At 35.3% G+C, this 20,781-nt stretch carries 24 protein-coding genes and 1 pseudogene; 7 read left to right on the forward strand and 18 right to left on the reverse strand.

Annotated elements, in window-relative coordinates:
* Nucleotides 1-35: 35 nt before the first annotated feature.
* The 8 genes from BCER98_RS15405 to BCER98_RS15440 all read right to left on the reverse strand — a co-directional run bounded on the left by BCER98_RS15405 (nucleotide 36) and on the right by BCER98_RS15440 (nucleotide 5,229).
* Nucleotides 36-785, reverse strand: a complete 750-nt coding sequence (locus BCER98_RS15405; RefSeq protein WP_012095519.1) for a class I SAM-dependent methyltransferase — start codon at nucleotides 783-785, stop codon at nucleotides 36-38.
* Entirely contained in the window at nucleotides 782-1,138 is a 357-nt protein-coding gene (gene rsfS, locus BCER98_RS15410) for a ribosome silencing factor (RefSeq protein ID WP_012095520.1), read from the reverse strand. The genes BCER98_RS15405 and rsfS overlap by 4 nt, the downstream gene beginning before the upstream one ends.
* Entirely contained in the window at nucleotides 1,135-1,704 is a 570-nt protein-coding gene (gene yqeK, locus BCER98_RS15415) for a bis(5'-nucleosyl)-tetraphosphatase (symmetrical) YqeK (protein ID WP_012095521.1), read from the reverse strand. Before yqeK ends, rsfS begins: the two co-directional genes overlap by 4 nt.
* Entirely contained in the window at nucleotides 1,694-2,263 is a 570-nt protein-coding gene (locus BCER98_RS15420; RefSeq protein WP_012095522.1) for a nicotinate-nucleotide adenylyltransferase, read from the reverse strand. Before BCER98_RS15420 ends, yqeK begins: the two co-directional genes overlap by 11 nt.
* 200 nt (nucleotides 2,264-2,463) lie before the next feature.
* A complete protein-coding gene (yhbY, locus tag BCER98_RS15425; RefSeq protein WP_012095523.1) occupies nucleotides 2,464-2,754 on the reverse strand; it encodes a ribosome assembly RNA-binding protein YhbY in 291 nt (96 codons plus the stop codon).
* Nucleotides 2,755-2,758: 4 nt separating this feature from the next.
* On the reverse strand, nucleotides 2,759-3,592 hold the full coding sequence (aroE, locus tag BCER98_RS15430) for a shikimate dehydrogenase (protein ID WP_012095524.1): 834 nt from the start codon (nucleotides 3,590-3,592) through the stop codon (nucleotides 2,759-2,761).
* Nucleotides 3,593-3,606: 14 nt separating this feature from the next.
* The gene (gene yqeH / locus BCER98_RS15435) at nucleotides 3,607-4,713 is read right to left on the reverse strand and encodes a ribosome biogenesis GTPase YqeH (RefSeq protein WP_012095525.1); all 1,107 of its coding nucleotides are present in this window, start codon (nucleotides 4,711-4,713) and stop codon (nucleotides 3,607-3,609) included.
* 3 nt (nucleotides 4,714-4,716) lie between these two features.
* On the reverse strand, nucleotides 4,717-5,229 hold the full coding sequence (locus BCER98_RS15440; RefSeq protein ID WP_012095526.1) for a YqeG family HAD IIIA-type phosphatase: 513 nt from the start codon (nucleotides 5,227-5,229) through the stop codon (nucleotides 4,717-4,719).
* Between the two features lie 245 nt (nucleotides 5,230-5,474).
* Between BCER98_RS15440 and sda the strand changes: the two genes are divergently transcribed.
* Complete coding sequence (sda, locus tag BCER98_RS15445; RefSeq protein ID WP_012095527.1) at nucleotides 5,475-5,630, forward strand: sporulation histidine kinase inhibitor Sda; 156 nt, start codon at nucleotides 5,475-5,477, stop codon at nucleotides 5,628-5,630.
* Between the two features lie 160 nt (nucleotides 5,631-5,790).
* Here the strand turns inward: sda and BCER98_RS15450 are convergent, their stop codons facing one another.
* The 4 genes from BCER98_RS15450 to rpmG form a co-directional block, all read right to left on the reverse strand.
* Nucleotides 5,791-6,576 carry a phosphatidylserine decarboxylase gene (locus BCER98_RS15450; RefSeq protein WP_012095528.1) on the reverse strand — a complete coding sequence of 262 codons (786 nt, stop codon included), beginning with the start codon at nucleotides 6,574-6,576 and terminating at the stop codon, nucleotides 5,791-5,793.
* 446 nt (nucleotides 6,577-7,022) lie between these two features.
* A complete protein-coding gene (gene sigK, locus BCER98_RS15455; RefSeq protein ID WP_012095529.1) occupies nucleotides 7,023-7,736 on the reverse strand; it encodes an RNA polymerase sporulation sigma factor SigK in 714 nt (237 codons plus the stop codon).
* Between the two features lie 283 nt (nucleotides 7,737-8,019).
* Nucleotides 8,020-9,495 carry a YcdB/YcdC domain-containing protein gene (locus BCER98_RS15460; RefSeq protein WP_041810562.1) on the reverse strand — a complete coding sequence of 492 codons (1,476 nt, stop codon included), beginning with the start codon at nucleotides 9,493-9,495 and terminating at the stop codon, nucleotides 8,020-8,022.
* Between the two features lie 92 nt (nucleotides 9,496-9,587).
* Nucleotides 9,588-9,737 (reverse strand): 50S ribosomal protein L33, encoded by a 150-nt coding sequence (gene rpmG, locus BCER98_RS15465; protein ID WP_001265619.1) that lies wholly within the window; start codon nucleotides 9,735-9,737, stop codon nucleotides 9,588-9,590.
* Nucleotides 9,738-10,388: 651 nt separating this feature from the next.
* Here rpmG and BCER98_RS15470 point away from each other — a divergent pair.
* On the forward strand, nucleotides 10,389-11,039 hold the full coding sequence (locus tag BCER98_RS15470) for a GTP pyrophosphokinase (protein WP_012095531.1): 651 nt from the start codon (nucleotides 10,389-10,391) through the stop codon (nucleotides 11,037-11,039).
* A 163-nt stretch (nucleotides 11,040-11,202) separates the two neighbouring features.
* Here BCER98_RS15470 and BCER98_RS15475 read toward each other — a convergent pair whose 3' ends face one another.
* The gene (locus BCER98_RS15475; RefSeq protein ID WP_012095532.1) at nucleotides 11,203-12,588 is read right to left on the reverse strand and encodes an alkaline phosphatase; all 1,386 of its coding nucleotides are present in this window, start codon (nucleotides 12,586-12,588) and stop codon (nucleotides 11,203-11,205) included.
* 290 nt (nucleotides 12,589-12,878) lie between these two features.
* Between BCER98_RS15475 and BCER98_RS15480 the strand changes: the two genes are divergently transcribed.
* Both BCER98_RS15480 and BCER98_RS15485 read left to right on the forward strand, forming a co-directional pair.
* On the forward strand, nucleotides 12,879-13,718 hold the full coding sequence (locus BCER98_RS15480; RefSeq protein ID WP_012095533.1) for a GNAT family N-acetyltransferase: 840 nt from the start codon (nucleotides 12,879-12,881) through the stop codon (nucleotides 13,716-13,718).
* Between the two features lie 57 nt (nucleotides 13,719-13,775).
* Nucleotides 13,776-14,606, forward strand: coding sequence for an alpha/beta fold hydrolase (locus tag BCER98_RS15485; protein WP_048723930.1), 831 nt, complete (start codon nucleotides 13,776-13,778; stop codon nucleotides 14,604-14,606).
* Nucleotides 14,607-14,646: 40 nt separating this feature from the next.
* On the opposite strand, the gene BCER98_RS15490 is transcribed toward BCER98_RS15485, so the two are convergent.
* The 3 genes and pseudogenes from BCER98_RS15490 to BCER98_RS15500 form a co-directional block, all read right to left on the reverse strand.
* Nucleotides 14,647-15,147 (reverse strand): DoxX family protein, encoded by a 501-nt coding sequence (locus tag BCER98_RS15490; protein ID WP_012095535.1) that lies wholly within the window; start codon nucleotides 15,145-15,147, stop codon nucleotides 14,647-14,649.
* A gap of 264 nt (nucleotides 15,148-15,411) precedes the next feature.
* Nucleotides 15,412-15,945: a hypothetical protein gene (locus BCER98_RS15495; RefSeq protein ID WP_012095536.1), complete on the reverse strand. Its 534-nt coding sequence runs from the start codon at nucleotides 15,943-15,945 to the stop codon at nucleotides 15,412-15,414.
* A gap of 22 nt (nucleotides 15,946-15,967) precedes the next feature.
* A pseudogene (locus BCER98_RS15500) lies at nucleotides 15,968-16,383 on the reverse strand (histidine phosphatase family protein).
* A 249-nt stretch (nucleotides 16,384-16,632) separates the two neighbouring features.
* On the opposite strand from BCER98_RS15500, the gene BCER98_RS15505 reads away from it, so the two are divergent.
* The 3 genes from BCER98_RS15505 to BCER98_RS15515 all read left to right on the forward strand — a co-directional run bounded on the left by BCER98_RS15505 (nucleotide 16,633) and on the right by BCER98_RS15515 (nucleotide 19,351).
* Nucleotides 16,633-16,755: a DUF4023 domain-containing protein gene (locus tag BCER98_RS15505; protein ID WP_041810033.1), complete on the forward strand. Its 123-nt coding sequence runs from the start codon at nucleotides 16,633-16,635 to the stop codon at nucleotides 16,753-16,755.
* Nucleotides 16,756-17,304: 549 nt separating this feature from the next.
* Nucleotides 17,305-19,062 (forward strand): aromatic amino acid hydroxylase, encoded by a 1,758-nt coding sequence (locus BCER98_RS15510; protein ID WP_012095537.1) that lies wholly within the window; start codon nucleotides 17,305-17,307, stop codon nucleotides 19,060-19,062.
* On the forward strand, nucleotides 19,037-19,351 hold the full coding sequence (locus BCER98_RS15515) for a 4a-hydroxytetrahydrobiopterin dehydratase (protein ID WP_041810034.1): 315 nt from the start codon (nucleotides 19,037-19,039) through the stop codon (nucleotides 19,349-19,351). The genes BCER98_RS15510 and BCER98_RS15515 overlap by 26 nt, the downstream gene beginning before the upstream one ends.
* Before the next feature lie 13 nt (nucleotides 19,352-19,364).
* Here the strand turns inward: BCER98_RS15515 and BCER98_RS15520 are convergent, their stop codons facing one another.
* Both BCER98_RS15520 and BCER98_RS15525 read right to left on the reverse strand, forming a co-directional pair.
* A complete protein-coding gene (locus BCER98_RS15520; RefSeq protein WP_012095539.1) occupies nucleotides 19,365-20,222 on the reverse strand; it encodes a VOC family protein in 858 nt (285 codons plus the stop codon).
* Between the two features lie 21 nt (nucleotides 20,223-20,243).
* Nucleotides 20,244-20,648, reverse strand: coding sequence for a DoxX family protein (locus BCER98_RS15525; protein ID WP_012095540.1), 405 nt, complete (start codon nucleotides 20,646-20,648; stop codon nucleotides 20,244-20,246).
* Nucleotides 20,649-20,781: the final 133 nt, after the last annotated feature.

Here is a 20,781-nt window from a genome sequence, read left to right on the forward strand (position 1 = left end):
ACGAAAAGCAACCAATGAATAGGTTGCTTTTCGTTTTATCCATTCTTTTTCACCATAAAAAAGATGCGTTCTGTCTGTTCTGTTACTTCCATACGTTCAAAATCACCCATAACACGGATTACAGAAAAACCCGCTTCTTCAAGCCATTTCGTAATCAATTCAACCGGATATGCACGCTGGATATGATATTCATCAAATCGGTGATATACCCCTTCTTCTGGATCTTGGACAAAGAATGATAATTCATGTTCCACACTATCTGGTACTTCTCCAGGAAAACAGTTCCAAATAAGGGCTATCTCTTCTCCATTTACTGTATACGTTTCATTTTGAAAGATGTGATGAACTTTATATAAAGAATGCACATCAAATAAAAATAAACCATCTTTCCGTAAATGTTGAAATACTCTCTTAAATGTTTCTTGTATCCCTTCTTCTTGCAATACATAATTTAATGAATCACAAAAAATCGTTACACAATCGAATTCTCCAGGAACATCTAACTCTCTCATATCCTGTTGATAAAATGGGATGAAATGCCCTTTTGCTCCTAATTTTTGCTGGGCAACTGCTAACATTTCTTCCGAAAGGTCTACACCAGTCATATCATAGCCTTTTTGTACAAGTGGAAGCGTTACATTCCCAGTACCACAAGCTACATCAAGGATTTTCGTTTCTTTCATCCCCGCCTGCTGCAAACTCTCCTCTGTAAACTCTACCCACTTGTCGTATGGGACATCATTCATAAGTTTATCGTACAGTAATGCGAATTGCTCATATCTCATTGGCTTAACTCTTCTGTAATATCTTCGCGCGGTACGTCGCCCCATAGGCGCTCTAGATTATAATGATCACGCTCATCTTTATGGAATACATGTGCTACAACATCACCAAGATCTACAAGAACCCAGCGCGCCTCATCAAACCCTTCCATACGCTTTACATCAATTTGAAATTCATGTGCCTTCGCTTTAATTTCACGCGCGATTGCTTGTACTTGCTTATCAGAATTCCCATGACAAATGATAAAGTAATCAGCAATTGGTGAAATCCCTTGCATATTTAATACTACGATGTCCTCTGCTCGTTTATCATCAGCTGCCTTTGCTGCTAGCATTAATAAGTCTTTATTATTCATCCAGTAATTTCCTCCTTTACAACTGCATTATACGTTTGAAATGTTAACGGATAAATCGTTTGGTTCTTTTCCATTAAAAATTGAATCGTACGCTTTAATGCAAATAATAATGCTTTATTTATATCCTCCTGCGCTAACTTTCGCGCCTCATCCACGCCTGGAAACTTGCGTCCAGGTTCAATATAGTCTGCTACATAAATAACCTTATCAAGCATTGTCATCTTCTCATGTCCACTCGTATGATATGTAATAGCTTGCAAAATTTCTGGATCTGTAATGCCTACTTCTTTTTCTACTAAGTATGCCCCAACCGGTGCATGCCATAACTCTTTATTATATTGAAGCAAATCTTTTGGCAAATCCGTCCGTTTAATGATATCTTCCATTTCTTGAATTGGTTTACACTTCGCATAATCATGAAAAATAGCAGCCATCTCTGCTTTTTTCTCATCCACACCATATCGCTGAGCCAATTCAATCGCTGTTTCCATTACACCAATCGTATGTATATAGCGCTTTTCATGCATTTGTTTTTTTACAATCTCAAGAGCTTTGTCACGATTCATACAACCCATTCCTCTCAATATATGACTGTACTTGTTCTGGAAGCAAATATTTACACGTCTTCTTATTCTTATACCTCTCTCGCAGTAAAGATGAAGAAACAGCAAATTCCGGAATTTCTATCGTCAAAATTTTATAAGGTGTCTGTAAAGTATAGCCCGGCCTTGCAACGCCAACAAACGTTACAAGTTCAAGCAGTTTTTCGATGTTATACCACTTTGGCAAATACTCCACCATATCACCGCCAATAATAAAATAAAACGTTGTATCCGGGTGCTTCTTCGTTAATTGTAACATAGTGTCATATGTATAAGATGGTCCTTCTCTCTCAAGCTCCTCTAAACAAAGTGAAAAATAGCCTTCTTTCTCTATTGCTAACTCCAACATCTTTCGTCGATCTTCTGCGCTTGTAACATTTCGATTCCTCTTATGAGGCGGTATTTGATTAGGTAAAAACCAAACTTCATCCAATTCTAATGTATGATACACTTCATTCGCAATTAACAAATGTCCATAATGCGGCGGGTCAAATGTACCACCAATAATTCCGATCTTTTTCAAAGGAAATGCCTCCTTTATTTTATCCCGCTATTTTGGGGCAACCCGATTCATGAGGGCCTTTAATCAGCGAGGAATCCTCCCTACTGATCAAAGTTTCACTTTCTCCCCCTCAAGAACTGCTCTTTTGGAAAAGCTTACTTCTGTTCATTTCATCTACAATACGTATTTTTTCGAAAAAAAACTATACAAGTCCTCGACGATTATGGAAGTTGAATTTGCTTATTTTCTCTTGATTCTTTATATAAAACGATTGTACTTCCAATCACTTGAACAATTTCTGCCCCCGCACCTTGTGCTAGTTCTTCTGCAACTTCACGGCGGTCAAACTCACAGTTTTGCAATACGCTCACTTTAAATAATTCACGAGCCTCTAATGCATCTGCAATTTGTTTAATCATATTTTCATTTACGCCACCTTTTCCTACTTGAAAAATCGGTGTTAAATGATGCGCCTTTGCACGTAAAAATCTTTTTTGTTTTCCTGTTAACATATCATTATCCTCCAAGCTTTCTTATTACTAATTGTTTCATTCTATTAATGTCTGGCATCATTCCAGTCCACATCTCAAAGGCAAGTGCCCCTTGATAAACAAACATATCAATACCGTTTTGAACAATCGCTCCACTCAATTTTGCATCATGTAAGAACTTCGTTTCAAAAGGATTATAAATAATATCAGAAACAATTGCCCCTTGTTTTAAAGAGCCAATTTGCATTGGCGTATGTTGTACATGTGGATGCATACCTATCGTTGTCGTTTGAATCAGCACATCATAATTCTCTTGTGCTTCCGTCGCTTTCTCTAGTGAAAGCGCCTTTGAAACAACCCGTTCTTTGCTACTTGCAATCAACTGCTTTGCTGTTTCTACCGTCCGGTTGGCAATATCGATTTCTTTTACTCCTGCAGCTACTAGCGAACAATAAATAGCACGACATGCACCACCTGCACCGAGTAATAACATACGTTTGTGACGTAAGGGTTCTTTACTAATAGCCTGCAAAGAACGAACATACCCAATTCCATCTGTATTATAACCAACAAGCTTGCCGTTTCGATGAACAACAGTATTTACTGCACCGATTTGCTTTGCTAACGGATCGATTTCATCTAAATATTTCATAATAGCAACTTTATGTGGAGTCGTTACATTGATCCCTGAAACTCCTAACGCCTTTAACCCTTTCACAGCTTCCCCTAGCATCTCTTCTTCTACAAGAAACGCATGATAATGAGCATCTATTCCTAAATGTTCAAACGCATCATTATGCATAAGCGGTGATAAGGAATGTCCAATTGGATTTCCGATTACACCATATAATTGTTTCATAAATCCCTCTCCATTTAAATTAAAGATTTACGTAATGAAACACTAACTCCTTTTGGTATATGAGCAACAATTTTTGCTCCTGGTTCGTTCACAGTAACCCATCCTAATCCAGAAAATACAACATCTGTTTTTGGCTCACGAATATTAAATTCATATTTCACAAATTCAGGCATGCTTTCTAATTCCTCTGGAGTTGGTGGATTTAATAATTCCCCAGCATGTTTTTCATGTAATTGATCTGCTTTTTCTAGCTTTGTACGATGAATTGTTAAACGGTTTGAGAAATAGCAAGTAAATGAACGACGACCACCGCTCACATAATCAAAGCGTGCCAATCCACTAAAGAATAATGTTTGTTCTTCATTTAATTGGAATACCATTGGCTTAATCTCTTTTGTTGGTGTAATTATTTTTAAGCTTTGCTTCCCAACATAATGAGCCATTTGATGATGATTAATAATTCCCGGTGTATCATATAAAGAAGACGTATCATCTAATGGGATATCAATTAAATCTAACGTTGTTCCTGGAAAATGAGATGTTGTAATCACATTTTCAGTTTCTTCGCTAAATTCTTTAATCATGCGATTAATAAATGTTGATTTCCCAACATTCGTACATCCTACAACATATACATCTTTACCGTTTCGATACTTTTCAATCGCCTCTGCAAGTTCTTGAATACCTTGCCCTTTCGCTGCACTAATTAAAAAGACATCTTCCGCTTTTAAACCAAGCTGCTTTGCACTATAGCGCATCCAATGTTTCATCTTATCATGTTTTACAGATTTCGGAATTAAATCCGCCTTATTTCCTACAAGTAACACTTTGTTGTTCCCAACAAAGCGATGTAATCCTGGTAACCAACTTCCATTAAAATCAAAAATATCAACAATTTTAACAACTAATGCCTCTGACTGGCCAATTCCATTTAAAATACGTAAAAAGTCATCATCCGTTAGCGACACGTCCTGGATTTCATTATAATTCTTTAAACGGAAACAACGTTGACAAATTACTTGCTCTTTTTGCAAAGATGAAGCCGGTGCATATCCAACTTCACTTTTGTTTTCTGTCTGAATCTCTACACCACAACCAATACATTTAATCGTTTCAATCAAACTTTATTCCTCCCAATGAATTAAACCTTTTTTCTTCATGTTTTTCATAATTCTTCGCTCAATTTTTCGATTGAAGCGCGTTACTAATCCATCCGTTTGTGCAACTGGTACAACTAAAATCGTATGTAGCCCAACTCGATTGCCACCTAATACATCTGTTAAAATCTGATCTCCAATGACTACAACTTCCTCTGGCTTCAAATTCATTTGTTCTATTGCACGTTTAAACGCACGAACAAACGGCTTACGTGCACTATGAATAAATGGAATTCCAAGTGGTTCTGCAAAATCCTTTACTCGTTTTTCATTATTATTTGACACAACCGTTACTTGAATGTTTTGTTCCTTCATTTTCAAAAACCATTGTTCAAGCTGCGGCGTGGCATTAGGACGATCCCATTCAATTAACGTGTTATCTAAATCTGTAATAACGCCTTTAATTCCACGTTTTTTTAGCTCTTCTGGTTGAATATGATATACGTTTTTCACGTATTCATTTGGTAAAAATAGTTTCAATTTCTTTCACCTCTTTGAGGATTTTTCATAAAATTTTTCGACAACATTTTTCGATAGACAGCATGTGGATAAACTTGTACACATTTTCCACATTAATATTTCAGTCAATTTAGAAATTATTAACATTTCATACACAATTTATCCACGACACTTTGTGGATAACCATGCGTTTGTGACCATCATATTTTTTTGATACATTAGATGCAACAAAGAACCTATCCTTAATTACTAGGAGGTGACTCATCTTGAATACAAATCATATAGAACAGTTATCTACCGAATTACTCACTGAGTCTTATTATAAAGCAAAAGAACTAAAATTAAATCCTGACTTTATTTTACTTATAAAACAAGAAATCATTAGACGTTCATTAGAGGACAAGCTTGTCAAATCTTCTTAAGTACATATAAAATAATGCCTTATTTGTAAAAAGAGCCATCGGTAAGATGGCTCTTAACTAAAATGAACTTTCCAACTTTCAGGAATTTTCATTAGACACATTGACACATCTCACTTCCTTGAGTCCATACAAGCTTATTATAGACTTCTACTGTTCACTACTATGAGGTTAATCGAGTTGCAATCTTTTCGCCTACACGGAGTTCTTGACCGCTTGTTAACGTTGAAACAGCTTCGATCATTCCTTTTTCAAACAGCAGAACAACTGTCGACCCAAATGTAAAGTATGCCATCTCTTCACCTTTTTGAACAGTGTTTCGTTTATGAAGAAGTTCAATACTGTTTACAAACATAGCTCCTACTTTTACTAGCGCCATACGCTTTCCTTCACTATCTACTTCTGTAACAGAACGATAATTCTTTGACAAAGGTTCTTTCCCATATTTCATGCCTGCTGCATTTACAGGATATGATTTTCCCCCTAGCTCAAACCGCTCTGTCACAGTACCGGAAAGTGGACTATGAATGCGATGATAATGACTTGGACTTAAATAAATCACCACATATGTACCGCCGGCATAACGACTCGCTCTTTCTTCATTGCCAAGCATATCTACAATCGAATAGCGCTTCCCTTTAATATCAAATGTTTTCGATTCTTCAATCGGTCCAAAATCTGCAAAAATTCCATCAACAGGGCTAACAACAGCTGCTGCCTCTGCATGAATCATTCGCTTTCCTTCTTTTAATTTACGTGTAAATAACTCATGTAACGTTCGATATTCTTTTAAATCTTTTTCCATCTCATCTTGATTAATTTGAAACACTTTTGCATAAGAGGGAATAATAATAGAACTGAAACGAGACTGTGCAAATTTACGTAATATATAAGAAGTAAAACGCCCATTTGTAAGTTCAATCATCAGTCGATATAATGTACGTCGCAAACTGCGAAACCTCCTAATCATTCTTAAAATAACAATTACATATAGCTTTCCCTTCTTTTCTTGCGATATCATGCCGTTTATCTAAATAAACACCTTTACGTTATTACAGACAGTCTACATATTATACAAGAAAAATATAGCCTCTTTCATAAAGTGAAACTATAAGCAGCAAGATTTTCCCTTTCCCGCTGATTATGAACCTTTACCAATCAAACGATTACGGACAATCAAACTCCTATCTATCATCTTTATTTTTCTTTCAATCTACAATGAAAGTCTCACTGCCCGATACTGTTGGATAAATTCGTTAGCACCTTCTAATATTACAGATAGAATCCATCATTTTCAACAGTGAACATATATTTCTTCTTTTCGCTTCGCTTTTTATCACCTGCATCAAAAGAAAAAAGGAACGACTGCCGTATCAATGCAGTCGTTCCTTTTTCTTATTCCTTTGCTTTCATCTCTTTCTCCGCCCTCACAAATTCATGAAACATTTTCATCAGTGCTCGCTTCTCAATTCTTGATACATAGCTCCTGGAAATCCCAAGCGCCTTTGCGATTTCTCGCTGCGTTTTCTCCTTATCCAGTCCGAGTCCAAAACGCTTTACAATAACTTCTTTCTCCCTCTCATCTAAAATATCAATGTACTCTTTAATTTTTTCTAACTCCATACTAAGTTGAATCATATCGATCACGTCTTCTGATTCAGATTTCAAAATATCGATAAGTGATATTTCATTACCCTCTTTATCTTGCCCAATCGGGTCATGAAGTGAAACATCCTTTTTTGTTTTCTTCAAAACGCGGAGATGCATTAAAATTTCATTTTCAATACAGCGTGCTGCATATGTTGCAAGCTTTGTTCCTTTCCCTGCTGAATAGCTTTCAATCGCTTTAATAAGCCCAATTGTGCCGATTGAGATTAAATCTTCTGCATCTTCACCTGTGTTTTCAAATTTCTTAACAATGTGGGCCACAAGCCGCAAGTTATGTTCAATCAATAAGTTTCTCGCTTGAGCATCCCCTTGCTCCATTAACTCTAAGTACTTTTTTTCGTCATCTGGTGACAATGGTTGTGGAAACGCATTGTTTTTCACATAAGAAACAAACACAAACACTTCACGAACCATATATCCAATTGCGGCGAATAAACTCAAACCCTTCACCCCCGCCAAAATAGTGGTCTTTACTATATGTATGTGGGCGTGAAGTTGTTTGTGTCTGTACCCATTTAAATATGAAAATTCATCATTAAAACATATTACCTGTGCGTGGAGAAGTTAAACATCAACGTGCTCACGATTTTGCGGTAGAGACTGATGATAAATATATATGCTGTAGAAAAAGGAATACTTAAATTTCATTAAAACCAATTCACTTACTATTTGAGAGAGGTATTAAAAAGTCCATCGAGAGTCCTCAATGGACTTTTTGGCAAACTTACTTACTCCAAATCTTTTCTCCTGTATGGGCGTCAATATAGCGAATTTCTTTTCTATTTTCATAATCTGCACCATATCCCTCACTTATGTTCCCAGTCGTTGGCACATAGACAAGCTGATACTGAGGCGGATTGGTCTCACATTCTTCAAACCACTTCAACCATACATGAAGCGCCTGACAGTACGTATCTAATGCTGTTTCTTGATTTACTTTTACATTTGTGTCATAACTGAGTAGCTGTTCAATTACCTGTTGCGATACGCCACGATACATGTCTACTTCTCCTGATGATGCATCAATAACAACGCTCACCATCTCACCTTCAATACGAATCCCATTCACGTACACATAAAAATTAAAATGCCCTAGATCCTCATCATCCTCTTGGTTCTTCCAAATGCGAAGATGTTCTTCAAAATGTGGAAACACTTTCCCTAAAAATTGCAATGCTTTTTCCAAACATTGCTTACGTGTTAATATTGGTTCTTCGCACGCAGTCTTTCCCCACTTACAGTATGTAAGCAATTGATTTGTCTCTTGATCAATTGTTATAGTCGTTGCCTCTTCATACTGCAAGATAGGAATGTGTTGTCTACAATATGTATCAAAAGATTTATCGTTATCTTTTCGATGCTTTTCTTCCGTTGACACCTTTGTCCAAACGCTTGTCAATTCTCTTCCTTCTGACTTTTCATGTACTTTTTTCATTTTTGTCGTATCTATATGCAGTAGTTGATAAACGTCGGTTGCCATTTCCACTTTTTCTTTCAAAGATGGCAATGAGGCTGTTTCAATTATATAATGACTCCTATCATGTAAGTCTGCTCCTGTGCACGGATTTATAAAAGCATGTGCTGTAATCGGCTCATATACAAGATTGTATCCATCCTTCATTTCGCGATTTTCATATGTAAGCCATCCGTTAGAAAGATGTACAAAAACAAGTTCCACTTCCTGTTTTTTTCGCAATTTGTCTAAAATAACCTCCTTCTTAATAATGGAACTTGGCCAAGTTGGTCTTTCTTTTATTCCTTTGTTTCTAAATGTAATAATATTTCCGAGTAGATCTATTTCCACTACGCAACCCGTTCGAGGTAAAGGGCATCCATGTACTTCTTGTTTATATTCAACGGCAATACACTCTTTTTTTGAAGTTACATATATAAAGTTACACTCTCCATGTATATAAGGTGCATGTTTTTTTATAAATGCATCTGCAATTTCCTTCGCTTTTGATTCAGCAATTCCGTTTTGTTTTTGCATTGTTTCTTTACAAATAGATAATTCTAATAATTCTCCATCCTCTTTCCGCAAACATACTTGAATGCTTTCCTCTGGTTTACCACATTTCTCCCACCAAAGAAGATGTACCTCTTCATTCATTTTTTTATCATCTACAACAAGCACATATTCATCTGGAATTTCAATAATATGCGCAACTTGCTCTTTTCTTTTTTGATCGTTTGCATTCATCATATCCTCTCCCATCCTCTGTCTATCCTTTTTATTATTCCATAAAATGGAATGGACATCTATAAAAAAACAGCTAGATATTTCTAGCTGCCTTACTTCGTTTCACGATGCAATGTTACTCGCTTTAATCGTGGACAATATTTTTTTAATTCGATACGTTCCGGATTATTTCGTTTATTCTTTTTGGTAATATAATTACGATCTCCGCATTCTGTACAAGCTAATGTAATATTGACACGCATATGCCCCCTCCTTTCTAATTCAAGTTTGCAACTAAAACGTAATCATTACGATTTATATCATATACAGAAACATCCCTTTTGTCAATTACATACGAAAAATTTTCTATGCATATTATCTATACTCTATCGTTTTCCGACAGAAAACTTCCACTTCAAGGAATATGAAGGGCATCTCCCAATGATTACTTAAGAGATGAATGTCGATTGGCATTAGCGAACATCTTTGCTACAACGGAATTTCTATATCTTTAAAAATTTTATCGCAGATCGTCTAGCATTTGCTAATTTTTCAAAACCAACAATCATTTTTATTCAATATACAAATAAGAGGTTAACCAACCTATCATGCGTAAAGATGTAATTAAAATATCTCAGATCCAAGTAATTCTTGTACTCACTATAAAAAAGACAAACAATCGAAACAATTAGTTCATACGAAATTCACATCAATCTATTACTATTACAATTGTACATAATCAATTTGCTAACAATTTTTTAAATCGATATAGAAAATGGAGATGAAAGGAGTTAAAGAATATGAAAGCCAAATATCGTTTCATGATTTCATCATTTGCAGCATGTGCTTATATGATTTGGTATTTAGTATAATAAGCAACCTAAGTTGTAAATATGAAAAAGGTGTGTATATAAATGGAGTATAACCAATCAACTATTAACTATTGGAAAACATTTGTATTACCATATACATTTGCTTTAGAAGAATTAAAAACAAAATTTGAAATTATGAATCGGGAAGCTCAGTTCCTAGAAGACTATAACCCGTTTGAACATATAAAAACAAGACTAAAACAACCAGAAAGCATTATAAAGAAGTTAGAACGTAAAAATTTGGCTCCAACAATCGCAAATGCTCAAAAACATTTACATGATATTATCGGCATTCGAATTACATGTTGCTTTGTAGAAGACATTTATCATTTAAAACAAGTGATTGAAAATCGTGAAGATATGCAAGTCATAGAGGTAAAAGATTATATAGCCTCTCCGAAGCAAAATGGGTATAAAAGTTTGCATATGATCATCAAGTATCCATTATTATTGAATTCTGGTACAAAGGATGTCTTTGCTGAAATTCAGTTACGTACACTGGCAATGGATTTTTGGGCAAGCTTAGAACATAAGCTCTATTATAAATACGAAGGAAACATCCCTGAATATTTAAAGGATGAACTACATGATGCTGCCATGAAAGCTGAAGAGTTGGATAATAAAATGGCAACAATTCGCCAAGATATCGATGAAATTGAAGCATGTGCAAATCAAATTTCATTGCCATTATAAGGTTAAAAATTAATCCGTGTTTTTTCCTTCTAAAAAAATAAAGTGAAACTTTAATCAGTGGGGGTTTTCTTCATCCCCCACTGATTATGAGCCCTCACCAATCAGGCTTCCCTAAAACAGCGGGATAAAAAAGCGAGGCAAATTGCCTCGCTTTTTTTCACAATTAGCGTCTACCTTTATTCGGGTCACCACCACCCACAATATCAAATACACGTTTTGCTAAGTTTGTATTTTCTTGAACACCTGAGAATAAGTATTTACCTGGACCAAATGCATATACATTTACATCCTCGCCGGTATGTCCGCCTGTTGTCCATCCCGTAACAGATCGTTTATTGAAGATATTTTCAATTGCGTTATCAATCTTCGTCACATCTTTTGACGGAGCAATCTCATTTACTGCTTGAATTTCTTCTGGCGTTAGTTCTAAATCAATATACTTTTTCAATGTCTCTTCTACATTGGCACCTTTTGCAATTTCATTTGCCATGAAATCTGGCGTACGTTTAGCAGCTTTCAGAGGATCTACTTTAAAGTTATATTCACCATTTGCGCCTAAAGAGAAGCCTCCTGTAGAATGATCAGCCGTTGCTACAACTAACGTATGCTTATCCTTTTTCGCAAATTCAATTGCTGCTTTAAATGCTTTTTCAAAGTCTTCCATTTCGCTCATCGCTGCAACAACATCATTATCGTGACCAGCCCAATCGATTTGGCTCCCTTCTACCATCAAGAAGAAACCTTTATCATTTTTCTTTAAGCGATCAATTGCTGCATTTGTCATTTCTTCTAATGAAGGTGTTTTATCATTGCGATCAATCATTTTATCTAAACCACCTGGTGCAAATAAACCAAGAATTTGATCGTTTTTATCCTTTAACAATTGCTCTCGATCTGTTACATAACTATAACCAGATTTTTTAAATTCCTCTGTAAGGTTACGATCCTTTCTCACAAAGTTTTTCATGCCGCCACCAAGCATAACATCTATTTTATGTTTTCCATTAATTTTTTCATCAAAGTAATCATCTGCAATACCATCCATATTTTTACGGTTCGTATCATGAGCACCAAACGCAGCTGGCGTTGCATGCGTAATTTCAGAAGTCGCAACTAACCCTGTTGCTTTCCCTTGTTCTTTTGCCTGCTCAAGCACGGTTTTGACTTCCGCTTTATCATTATCAACTGAAATTGCTGCATTATATGTTTTGATACCAGCTGACATTGCTGTTGCAGCCGATGCAGAGTCCGTAATATTTTCATGCTCATCTTCTGGATATGTTTTTTGCGTCCCTACAAGATGTTTATCAAATTCTGTCGGCTCCATTCCAAATGTTTTTGGATCGTCCTTCATATAACGATGAGCTGTCATATAAGAAGGGCCCATCCCATCCCCAATTAATACAATAACGTTCTTGATTTTCGCGTTATTCTCTTTGCTATCTGCTTTAATTGTTTCCGAATGTGTAAAGTTCCATGTTGCAACTGAAGTAATTGCTAACGATGCAACAACAGCAAATGGCCATGCTTTCTTTATCATTTTCTTCACTTTTTGTCCCCCCAACAGATTATTCAGTTCCCACTACCCAATCTACTGAAAAACTGTTAAGAAAAGATTAGGCTCACGTAAACATTTTGTTAAGTTATGTAAATTATCGTTATAATTTGTATAACTTTGTCCTTTCCTATCAAGTATTTTGACCTTTACAAAAAACGAGTTTATCTTCCTTTTCTTATGATAAAATATTTGTATCCATTTTAGACAAAGCAAGCAGTATAAACCGAAATATCTTTCATAACTAAAGTTTACTTAACTAAAAAGAAATGAGGTGCGATTCTATGAAAATACAACGATTAAACAACTTTGACATTCCAGATTTACTATCCCTTTGTGAGTCCGTTGGATGGTTGCAACCTAAGTCTTTCATGCAAAAACAATTTGAACTGTATCTTTCAATCGGGACATTATTAGGCTATATAAAAAATAAAAAACTCATTGCCGCTGGCGGGGTATTTCCCTTTCAACCAGCATATTCTTCTATCGGTATGTTAATCGTTCATCCAAATTTTCAGAGACAAGGTATTGGCCGCGCCTTACTAGAACATTGTTTACAATTCGCCGATTCTTCTCTTCCTACTATTCTTATTGCTACCGACGCCGGCGTACCTTTATATCAATCATTTAGGTTTGAAACAATAACAAATGTCCATCGCTTTGAAAAACTCGTTATAAATCCAACTATGAAATCCCGCCATTTTAAGACAATTACGCCACGCGATTTTGACTCTCTCATCCAGCTTGATCAAACCGCAACAGGTGCCAATCGACGGCAACTTTATTCATTATTACTCCCTAGAATAGCATTCTCTCTCAAACTCGAAACGAATGGTACTATAGATGCCTTTACACTCTGTATACAAAAAGGAAATATTCTATGTGTAACACCTCTTATCGCGAAAAAGGAAGAAGATGCTATTCTATTGTTACAGCAACTCTCTCAAATGTGGAATGGTGTGATTCGGATTGATGTCCCGCAATCACACATCACATTTCGCACTTCCTTACAAAATGAACAATTTCAGGAAACATTACGTTCTCCACTTATGATAAGAAATGGAAAACACCTTCCTGGAAATCGTGATATGCTATTTACTATGATAGATGCAGCCTTATGCTAGAAAGGGGACACATCTTTGAATAAAATAAAATGCTATATCGTCGGCTGTCTCGCTCTTATGCTATTCGCATCATGTAGCGCGGCAGAAAAACCGGTAAAACAAGCAAAAGATATCTTTACCGCTGCAGTCACTACCAATGAAAAAATGGTAGAAATAGATGGACAAACCATTTATTTTAAACAAATCGGTGACAAAAAACCTCCGCTACTTATGATTCATGGTTTCGGCGGATCATCAGATGGCTTTCAAAAAATTTACTCAAATTTAGCAAAAGATCATACAATTATTGCTGTTGATGCTTTAGGATTTGGAAAATCATCAAAACCGATGGATTTTTACTATTCTTTCCCAACTCACGCAAATTTATATTATAAATTAATGAAAAAACTAGGTTATGATAAATTTGCAATACTCGGCCATTCTATGGGGGGAGAAATTTCTCTCAATTTAACATATTTATACCCTGAAGCAGTCACGCACCTTATTTTAGCAGATGCTACAGGCGCTACTTCATTAACGAATAAAAACGGATCACCTAAACCAAAGTTATCTGCAGATTTAAGCAATGTTTCTTCTATTTCCGATTACGATGAAAATAAAGTGAAATTTAAACGAAATGATGAAAAGCATTACAACAAAATGAAATTATGGCCTCGCCGTCTAAATATTAATGCGGCGGAAATAACCACTCCGACCTTAATTATTTGGGGAAGAAATGACAATCGCGTTTCTTGGAAAGAAGGAGAAATATATCATCAATTCTTGAAAAATAGCACTTTCCATATTATCGAAAAAGGCTATCATGCTCCATTCCGTCAAGAGCCAGAAGAATTTGTCGGGTATGTAAACAAGTTCTTTGAAAAAAATCCTATTTCACCAATAAAATAATCAAAAGGGTATCCCGTATATGAGATACCCTTTTCCTATATTAAGCAACTTGTTTCTGTCGTTTTTTTTGTTTTGAACCGAATAATTTTGCTACAATCCAGCCGTCAAGTCCCAGTTTGCCAGCATTCATACTCGAAACAAGAATAAGCATAGATAAAATAACCATTTGCGGATTCACACCAATAGACCCACTAAACATATAGGAAAAGTTCATTACAAGACCAAAAAAGATAGCTGTTTTTGTTAAACAACCTACGATTAAGCCTATTCCAACTAGAATTTCTCCCCATGTTACAAGCGTATTGAATAGATCTACATTCGGAATTGCGAAATCTTGTAAAAATGATGCCCACCAAGTTTGTACAGCCGGTTGTGCTCCTTTTGATTTTTCAATGGCTCCTTGTAAATACCCTGTCGCATCAAATCCCTTTCCTTGTAATTTACCGATTCCAGCCATTAGCCATGTATAACCAAGATAAACACGAATAATCGCTAATACAAAAGAAACCGCTTTGTTTTCTCTTAAAAATTGAATAAACATTTCTTCCTCCTATAGTTGTAATTGATTTAGTTACATTAAATATAATAACATTAGTTACTTATTTTTTAAATGTTAATTATGAATGGTTTTTGACAATTATATAAAACATCTAAAGCTAATATTTATATAGTTACTTCTATTACATATAAAAACTTGAAAATATCATACCACAATTGATAATTATTTTCATTAAAAGAATGTAAAAAAATTATGTAATAAATGTGAAACATGCTCATCCTATATGGAATAAGCACGCCATTTTTTTCATCTATATAATTGGAAAGTATACGTTTCATCATCTATTGTTTTTGCTGTTTGAAATGCTTCCGTAATCGTTTGTTTATGATTAATTAGCCCATAAAATAGGCGAATGATAAACATTAATGCTGCATTTCCATCGACATCATCTACCGAACCAATATAAGTTTTTGCTCCGCTATTTAGAAATGCTTCTGCAAGTTTCCTATTTCCTAATGTACATCCACTATTAAAAATATGCTTATTATGCAATCTTGCATATTTGCTAATTTCTGTTACACCAAAGTTTCCTCTCGGTTCATTTTCTTCATATACTTCTTCAGCTAATTCTCCCATTATCATTTCTCCTTCGTCGCCATGGAAACAAAAAACAATATAATTTATATCGTCATACAAAACTTCTCCCGAAAGAACTTCCATCAAATCTCGCGGCCGGCCAATCCAATAGGTAATCACTCTCGCCCCAAAACACTCAAGTGTCGATCGCAGTGATTGTGCTTCTAGATCGGAATAATCACCGACTACTAATGCAATATTCATATACTCCCTCCACTCATCGCTTTCATTCATATATACCTGTTTCTTCTAAAAAATCCTCTCTTGTTAACATGTTTTTTTTTTGCAAATACTGCCTATATGCTGTAATTGTTCCCTCATGGGATACAAGATAAATTCTGTTTGCATATAATGTATAGCACCATCTTATGCATTCGTCTGCTAGATTCATAAAGTCTTGTTCTAATATTGTATTGATTCCTTCCATAACAGATTATTCTTACTATCTCCTACTAAGAAATTAGGAAATAACTTTTGAATGAGCTTCCAATTTAACAACTAATCACATGGTAAAGTTCGAAGGATCGGACTTACAATTAGCACATTATTTTCATTCAGAGGTAAATTCTTTCGAAGTAACAACGCTTGTTGCTTCCCTTCTGTTGTCAAATAAGGATGCTCGATTTGCAAACTTGCTGGCACATTTTTGGTATGTACTCCTTGACCATGCCTTACAAAAAAGTTTCATCTCTCACCTCTTTTGTATGAAATTCTATATATACTATCATACTAGTTTCAATAACGACAGCCTAATCCCTTCCACTTACAGTATTCCCCTCAAAAAATTTCATACATAAAATCATTTATCTCCCCCTAAACCTCTAATCATCATTTCTACCACAATTGGTTATAGTAACAGAGAGAACACGAAACTTTGAGGAGGAATCATTCATGAATAGTTCAAATGATTACTTAAACACATTGCATGAAAAGCAAGCAAAAGATGAACAAAACAGAAAGCGGCAAGGAAATGGAAACCCTGGAAAAAAGAAGCCAAATAAAACGCATAAATAATTAGAAGAAACCCACCTAAAAGTATATTTTAGGTGGGTTTCTTAAACTTCTTTAACAGAAGCGACCATTTCGGTTTTGTAATATGTTCTCCTTTTGTTACTTGTGTTTCCTTACTGTTTATTTTTACCCATAAATCATGATCGCGGATAAAATATACAAATTATAAGAAAAAAACACTTTTTACACATTTTCTTTCTCTCCTTATCATTCCCCCATCGCTATATTTTAGATAAGATACAATTTTAATCAGTGGCGCTTCCTTCATCTCTACTCAGTACGAACCTTCGCCAACTAAGCTATCCTAAAATAGCAGGATGAATAGAGGTACTACTATTTCATCTTCCTGATCAAATAATCTAGCACTAACTTTTTTGTTTCTCACAAAACAAATGTTAAATAATTCAAAATTTTATGATAAAATTTTTATAAGCGATTATATTTTTTTTAAAATGGTGGTGATAGATTTTGTAAAGGGCGATATTTCAGTGAATTTCTACTGACAGAAAGAACTTACAATCAATTGATTAGAGAAAAAAGGAGGATGTAGAAATGAAGAAGACAGAAATTCCAGCGCATTTAAAGCCTTTTGTGTCTAAGCAACATTATGATCAGTACACACCCATTAATCATGCTGTATGGCGCTATATTATGAGGCAAAACCATAACTTTCTAAAAGATGTGGCTCATCCAGCTTATGTGAACGGATTAAAATCATCTGGTATTAATATAGACGCAATTCCAAAAGTGGAAGAAATGAATGAATGTTTAGCACCAAGCGGTTGGGGAGCTGTAACGATTGATGGTCTGATTCCCGGAGTCGCATTTTTTGACTTTCAAGGTCATGGTTTACTACCAATCGCAACAGATATTCGCAAAGTAGAAAATATTGAATATACACCAGCACCTGATATCGTTCATGAAGCAGCAGGTCATGCTCCCATCTTACTTGATCCTACATATGCCAAGTATGTAAAACGCTTTGGACAAATTGGAGCAAAAGCTTTCTCAACAAAGGAAGAGCATGATGCCTTTGAAGCAGTTCGTACACTCACCATTGTAAAAGAAAGTCCAACTTCAACACCTGAAGAAATTGAAGCAGCGGAAAAAGAAGTAATCGAAAAACAAAAACTAGTTTCAGGTGTATCAGAAGCGGAACAAATTTCTCGCCTTTTTTGGTGGACAGTTGAATATGGACTGATTGGCGATCTAGACAATCCTAAAATTTACGGAGCTGGTCTACTGTCTTCTGTAGGCGAAAGTAAGTATTGTTTAACAGATGCTGTTGAAAAAGTTCCATTCTCGCTCGAAGCTTGCATAAAGACAACATACGATGTGACGAAAATGCAGCCGCAATTATTTGTCTGTCAGTCATTTGAAGAACTGATAGAAGCACTTGAAGCATTTTCTAAAACAATGGCTTTTCAGACGGGTGGTGCGGAAGGATTAGAAAAAGCAATTCGCTCTGAAAACATAGCGACTGCTGAACTAAGTAGTGGTTTACAAATTACAGGTACATTCTCAGAGATGGTGCAAAATGAGGTTGGTGAAGTAATTTATCTAAAAACCAATACACCAACCGCTTTAGCATTCAATCATAAGCAACTGCCTCATCACTCAACAGCTATACACGAAGATGGATTTGGTACACCAATTGGTTTATTGCAAAACAATATAGCATTAGAAGATTGTACAGAGGAATCTTTACAATCATTAGGTATTCTAATTGGAAACAATACTGATCTTTCCTTTGCAAGCGGTGTTCACGTAAAAGGAACTGTAACTGATATTATAAAACAGGATGAGAAAGTCGTTCTTATTTCCTTTACAAATTGCACTGTTGTTTATAAAGATCGCTTATTATTTGATGCTTCATGGGGAACATTTGATATGGCAGTTGGTTCTAACATTACATCTGTATTCCCAGGTGCAGCCGATGCAGCCTCATTCTTCCCCATGGATGAAGAAATAGAAAAAACCCCCGCACCACTTTCACTATCAGAGCTAGATCGTATGTATCAAATGGTTCGAGATATTCGAAATAAAGGTGAGCTGCAAGATTCAGATGTAGCACAATTAGTAGCCATACATGAAGTATTAAATCAATTCTATAAAAAAGAATGGCTACTCCGCCTTGAAATATTAGAGTTACTTGTGGAACATAACAAAGATCAAAAAACAGCCTCTTTCTTACTGCAACAACTCTCTACATTTACAGAAAATGAGTCTGTACAACGTTTAATCCATAATGGACTTGCTTTACTTCCAATAAAGGATGTGAAAAATAATGCAACGATTAACAGATCATGAAGTACAAGAGGAATTAAAGAAGCTAGATAAATGGACAGTGAAAGATGAAAAATGGATTGAAAGAAAATATATGTTTTCCGACTACTTAAAAGGTGTCGAATTTGTCTCTGAAGCCGCCAAACTATCAGAAGAACATAATCACCATCCATTTATCCTTATTCAGTATAAAGCAGTAATTCTCACTTTGTCATCATGGAATGCAAAAGGACTAACAAAACTTGATTTTGATTTAGCAAAACAATTTGATGACCTCTTTTTACAGAATGAAAAAGCGATTATAAAAAAATAAGAAGAAGCCGCGCTTAGGCTTCTTCTTTTGTAATCAAGTGAATACGATGACCAAATGGATCCTCAACTTGTAATACTCCCTCTTTGTACGTTGCAATAATACCAATATCTTTTAAGCTTTTACATACCTTTTCTGTTTCCGTTTCATTTGCTAATACAATTGTGAAATATTTCAAGCCGATAGAATTTGGCATTTGTGATGGCACTCCTTCACCTTGCCATGTATTTAAACCGACATGATGATGATACCCACCAGCAGAAACAAACAACGCACCATTTCGAGGTGGAATCGTTATATCAAATCCTAGACCATCTACATAAAATTGTCTTGCTTCTCCTAAATCAGATACATGGAAATGAATATGTCCTATCACTGTACCACTCGGGAATCCACTCCATGCCTCTCCTTGCTGTAATAATCCTTCACCATCTAACGGGTTACTAACAAACGGGATCTCTCCATTTTCATCACGCCATACTTCTCTTTGGCGATCATGATAAATTTCTATTCCATTCCCATCTGGGTCAGCTAAATAAAGAGCCTCACTAAAGTAATGATCTGCCCCACCATGCAACGGATATATCTTCTCTACAAGATGACGCAGAACATTTGCTAACTCTTGTCTCGTCGGTAATAAAATTGCATAGTGATATAGACCTGTGCGATTTTTCTGTTTCGGTAAAGCATCTTTTTGTTCTTCTATTATAAGAAGTGGTTCATTTGCATTTGTACCAAGTGTAACGATTGTCTCTTCTTCTTGAATTACTGTGAATTGTAATACATTCGTATAAAACTCTAGTGATCTTTTTATATTTGATACGTATAGATGAACAATACCAAGTGCTGTGTTGGGATGAAGCTGAAAGCTCATATTGTTATACCCCCGCAAAGATTAGTCTTTTTTAAACATAGTTGCTTTTAAGAAATTATCTATAAAACCATCAGCTTTTGCAATAAATAGGTGAAGTCCCATTGCTAATAATGCAAGATCTAATTCAAAACCAGGATTTTTCCCATCTCCTAATAAACCAGCTGACCATTTTACTTTTACAATTGCTCCAACCATAATGATTGCAAATAATAGTCCAACATATCTTACACCTAAACCGATAATTAATAATAAGCCGCCAATTAATTCCATTGTTGCTACGCCATAAGCAAGTCCACCCGGTAAACCGATACTTGTAAACCATCCTGCAATATTTTCAATTCCTGATTGGAATTTTACTAAACCGTGCATGAAGAACGTTACTCCTAACACGATACGAATAATTAAGTTACCAATACGTTGATTCATTTCTTTCTCTCCTTTATAGTTTTGTTATATAAAACTTTTATTAACATTACAAAACATATAATAAATTTTTTTATTCGTCAATTCATTTTTTAAGAAAAAATATATTTTTTTTGCTATGATACAAATAGTTGTT

The organism is Bacillus cytotoxicus NVH 391-98 (assembly GCF_000017425.1).
GTDB classification, from domain to species: domain Bacteria; phylum Bacillota; class Bacilli; order Bacillales; family Bacillaceae_G; genus Bacillus_A; species Bacillus_A cytotoxicus.

What these genes read in the sequence shown, in the direction of transcription:
- BCER98_RS15495 (WP_012095536.1), bottom strand. Translation starts at nt 15,945, where the DNA reads ATGAATATTGCATTAGTAGTCGGTGATTATTCCGATCTAGAAGCACAA.
- BCER98_RS15510 (WP_012095537.1), top strand. Translation starts at nt 17,305, where the DNA reads ATGAAGAAGACAGAAATTCCAGCGCATTTAAAGCCTTTTGTGTCTAAG.
- BCER98_RS15485 (WP_048723930.1), top strand. Translation starts at nt 13,776, where the DNA reads ATGCTATTCGCATCATGTAGCGCGGCAGAAAAACCGGTAAAACAAGCA.
- aroE (WP_012095524.1), bottom strand. Translation starts at nt 3,592, where the DNA reads ATGAAACAATTATATGGTGTAATCGGAAATCCAATTGGACATTCCTTA.
- BCER98_RS15470 (WP_012095531.1), top strand. Translation starts at nt 10,389, where the DNA reads ATGGAGTATAACCAATCAACTATTAACTATTGGAAAACATTTGTATTA.
- BCER98_RS15505 (WP_041810033.1), top strand. Translation starts at nt 16,633, where the DNA reads ATGAATAGTTCAAATGATTACTTAAACACATTGCATGAAAAGCAAGCA.
- BCER98_RS15405 (WP_012095519.1), bottom strand. Translation starts at nt 785, where the DNA reads ATGAGATATGAGCAATTCGCATTACTGTACGATAAACTTATGAATGAT.
- rsfS (WP_012095520.1), bottom strand. Translation starts at nt 1,138, where the DNA reads ATGAATAATAAAGACTTATTAATGCTAGCAGCAAAGGCAGCTGATGAT.
- BCER98_RS15480 (WP_012095533.1), top strand. Translation starts at nt 12,879, where the DNA reads ATGAAAATACAACGATTAAACAACTTTGACATTCCAGATTTACTATCC.
- BCER98_RS15490 (WP_012095535.1), bottom strand. Translation starts at nt 15,147, where the DNA reads ATGTTTATTCAATTTTTAAGAGAAAACAAAGCGGTTTCTTTTGTATTA.
- BCER98_RS15460 (WP_041810562.1), bottom strand. Translation starts at nt 9,495, where the DNA reads ATGAATGCAAACGATCAAAAAAGAAAAGAGCAAGTTGCGCATATTATT.
- yhbY (WP_012095523.1), bottom strand. Translation starts at nt 2,754, where the DNA reads ATGTTAACAGGAAAACAAAAAAGATTTTTACGTGCAAAGGCGCATCAT.
- BCER98_RS15520 (WP_012095539.1), bottom strand. Translation starts at nt 20,222, where the DNA reads ATGAGCTTTCAGCTTCATCCCAACACAGCACTTGGTATTGTTCATCTA.
- BCER98_RS15525 (WP_012095540.1), bottom strand. Translation starts at nt 20,648, where the DNA reads ATGAATCAACGTATTGGTAACTTAATTATTCGTATCGTGTTAGGAGTA.
- rpmG (WP_001265619.1), bottom strand. Translation starts at nt 9,737, where the DNA reads ATGCGTGTCAATATTACATTAGCTTGTACAGAATGCGGAGATCGTAAT.
- yqeK (WP_012095521.1), bottom strand. Translation starts at nt 1,704, where the DNA reads ATGAATCGTGACAAAGCTCTTGAGATTGTAAAAAAACAAATGCATGAA.